We start from the raw sequence: 2,700 nt of genomic DNA on the forward strand, positions 1-2,700 counted from the left end.
TTTCTTTTTTCATAGATGGACGCCCCTTTGATTTTGGTTCAAGGGCCTCTAGGCCACCAGACGCCATCTGTTTTTTCCAAGAATACACCATTGTATAACTAGAAATTTTAAAGAGCGCTGCCGTTTCCATCAGTGATGCACCGGATTGAACCATATAATTAAGTGCATTTAGTTTAAAGGGTACAGGATAATTTGTATAGGAATTTTGAAACGCTTCTTCACCATGTAATTCATATAATCTCAACCAAAATTGAAATTGGGATCTTGTGACACACATCTGAGAGGCATACTCTCTTTGTGAAATTTCATTTGGATTAAATCCCTGTACAATCGCTAATTTTAATGCGCTCGTAAATTTCGTCATAAAAAAACCACACCTCCAATTGTTAGATTGTGTCTAACAATTGGGGTGCAGTTCATGAAGGATGATTCTTTATTTGGAGTAGCTGGTCTATGGGAATCTTGGAAGGCACCTGATGGACAAGTCATTCACACATGCACGATATTAACAACGGAACCTAATGAACTAATGGCGGAAATCCATGATCGTATGCCTGTAATCTTACCTAAAGAGCATCAATCAACATGGTTAAACCCGTCGATTCAGGATAAAGATCAACTAAAATCGCTTTTGATCCCTTACGCAGCTGATGAAATGATGGTGTATGAGGTCTCGACTAAAGTTAACTCACCTATGAACAATTCAGTGGAATTAATTCAAAAGGTTGTTTAATGGTAGTGTCAGGATTATGCGAATTTACAACGGTAAGAGACTTTTTTTAAATCATTGATCCGATCATTGTAAATTCGCAATGTATTTTTAATAAGAGCCTATATCATATCAACAAAACACTGCATAATCGTAGCATCCTTCGTTAATTCAGGATGAAACGAACAGCCTAAAAAGTTTCTATCCTTTGCAAGAACAATTCGATCTTCATGTTTGGCTAGTATTTCTACATTTTCACCAGTAGAAACGATATGTGGCGCTCGAATAAAAACTGCTGGAACGCTTTTTTGTAGCTTCGGAATCGTTAAGTTGCATTCAAAGCTATCCACTTGGCGACCAAATGAATTACGCTCAACAGTAACATTCATTACACCAAGATGTGGAGTGTCATAACCCACAATTTTATCAGCTAGTAAAATAAGTCCTGCACAAGTACCAAACATCGGTAAACCTTGCTCTGCCAAATTGCGAATAGGTTCCATTAAGTTAAATCGATCTAATAATTTCCGCATCGTTGTACTTTCTCCACCAGGTAAAATGAGTCCGTCAATATCTTTTAGATCGTTAGCAGACTTTACAGCAATTGCCTCACAGCCAACCGCTTCAATTTGATTGATGTGCTCTTTAATTGCACCTTGTAGGGCAAGGACGCCAATCTTTTTCATCTTACCAACCTCGCTCTTGCATACGTTCTTCAGTTGGTAGTGTTGCAATATCGATTCCTTTCATCGGTGTACCTAATTCTTTGGAGATTTCAGCAATTAATTTGTAATCTTGATAGTATGTTGTAGCGTCGACAATAGCTCGTGCAAATTTTTCAGGATTCTCAGATTTAAAAATACCTGATCCTACAAACACTCCATCTGCACCAAGTTCCATCATTAAAGCTGCATCAGCCGGTGTTGCTACTCCTCCAGCTGCAAAATTCACAACAGGTAAGCGCCCTAAATTCTTAATTTCTACTAATAATTCATATGGTGCGCCTAAAATTTTTGCTTCTGACATTAACTCATCCATGCTCATACCTACTACTCTACGTACCTGTGCATTTACTTTACGAATATGACGAACAGCTTCTACAATATTTCCAGTTCCCGGTTCCCCTTTAGTACGTAACATTGAGGCCCCTTCTCCAATACGGCGAGCTGCTTCACCTAAATCACGGCAACCACATACAAATGGGACCGTATAATCGCTTTTTAATAAATGAAATTCCTCATCAGCTGGTGTTAATACTTCACTTTCATCTATGTAATCTACTCCCATTGATTCTAATACTCGTGCCTCAACAATATGACCAATACGTGCTTTTGCCATTACCGGAATAGACACGGCATTCATCACTTCTTCTATAATTCGAGGATCTGCCATACGTGCAACTCCACCAGCCTTACGAATATCTGAAGGAACTCGCTCTAATGCCATTACAGCTACAGCCCCAGCTGCTTCTGCAATTTTTGCCTGTTCCGCATTCACAACATCCATAATGACGCCGCCTTTTTGCATTTCTGCCATCCCACGTTTCACTCTTTCAGTACCTAACCGTTTCATAAAATTAACCTCCTAACTTGTTATGATTTCCAGTATAGTAGGACATTGACTGTATTAAAAGAGTCAATTTTTTAGAAATTTATATGGTCAGATAATATGAACTCTATGGTTTAATAATTGTTCAACTGATTTTTTATTAGCGCACAAACTTCCAAATGTCGGCGGTAAATCAATGTAAAATCAGTAAATCTACTAGACTGCTGTGGAAATTTATGGATTGTAAAGGGAAATAGTGATAAGGTTATTACAGTAAACTAAATATGATGTTCCTTCGGGGTCGGGTGAAATTCCCAATCGACGGTGATGAGATGCATAATCTCTAAGCCCGTGAGCTCATAACGAGCAGGATTTGGTGCGAATCCAAAGCCGACAGTTAAAGTCTGGATGGGAGAAGGAATTTGGCATCTTTTTGAATTTTT

3 protein-coding genes, 1 pseudogene and 1 riboswitch are annotated in these 2,700 nt (G+C 38.5%); of the genes and pseudogenes, 1 reads left to right on the forward strand and 3 read right to left on the reverse strand.

The genetic code is table 11. From position 1 onward, the window contains the following. A pseudogene (locus KMHG_RS17890) lies at positions 1-364 on the reverse strand (helix-turn-helix domain-containing protein); the annotation flags it as partial. 54 nt (positions 365-418) lie between these two features. Between KMHG_RS17890 and KMHG_RS17895 the strand changes: the two are divergent. Further along, positions 419-733 carry an SOS response-associated peptidase gene (locus tag KMHG_RS17895; protein ID WP_010289696.1) on the forward strand — a complete coding sequence of 105 codons (315 nt, stop codon included), beginning with the start codon at positions 419-421 and terminating at the stop codon, positions 731-733. Positions 734-831: 98 nt separating this feature from the next. Here the strand turns inward: KMHG_RS17895 and pdxT are convergent, their stop codons facing one another. Next, positions 832-1,395 (reverse strand): pyridoxal 5'-phosphate synthase glutaminase subunit PdxT, encoded by a 564-nt coding sequence (pdxT, locus tag KMHG_RS11575; protein WP_010289697.1) that lies wholly within the window; start codon positions 1,393-1,395, stop codon positions 832-834. Position 1,396: 1 nt separating this feature from the next. Beyond that, positions 1,397-2,281 carry a pyridoxal 5'-phosphate synthase lyase subunit PdxS gene (gene pdxS / locus KMHG_RS11580; RefSeq protein ID WP_010289698.1) on the reverse strand — a complete coding sequence of 295 codons (885 nt, stop codon included), beginning with the start codon at positions 2,279-2,281 and terminating at the stop codon, positions 1,397-1,399. A gap of 263 nt (positions 2,282-2,544) precedes the next feature. Continuing rightward, positions 2,545-2,681: riboswitch (FMN riboswitch) on the forward strand. The last annotated feature ends 19 nt before the right edge of the window (positions 2,682-2,700 follow it).

The sequence above is a fragment of the Kurthia massiliensis genome (assembly GCF_000285555.1).
In the GTDB taxonomy this organism is placed as follows: Bacteria; Bacillota; Bacilli; order Bacillales_A; family Planococcaceae; genus Kurthia; species Kurthia massiliensis.

Excerpts from the sequence above, each read along its gene's own strand:
- KMHG_RS17895 (WP_010289696.1), top strand. The coding sequence starts at position 419 with ATGAAGGATGATTCTTTATTTGGAGTAGCTGGTCTATGGGAATCTTGG.
- pdxT (WP_010289697.1), bottom strand. The coding sequence starts at position 1,395 with ATGAAAAAGATTGGCGTCCTTGCCCTACAAGGTGCAATTAAAGAGCAC.
- pdxS (WP_010289698.1), bottom strand. The coding sequence starts at position 2,281 with ATGAAACGGTTAGGTACTGAAAGAGTGAAACGTGGGATGGCAGAAATG.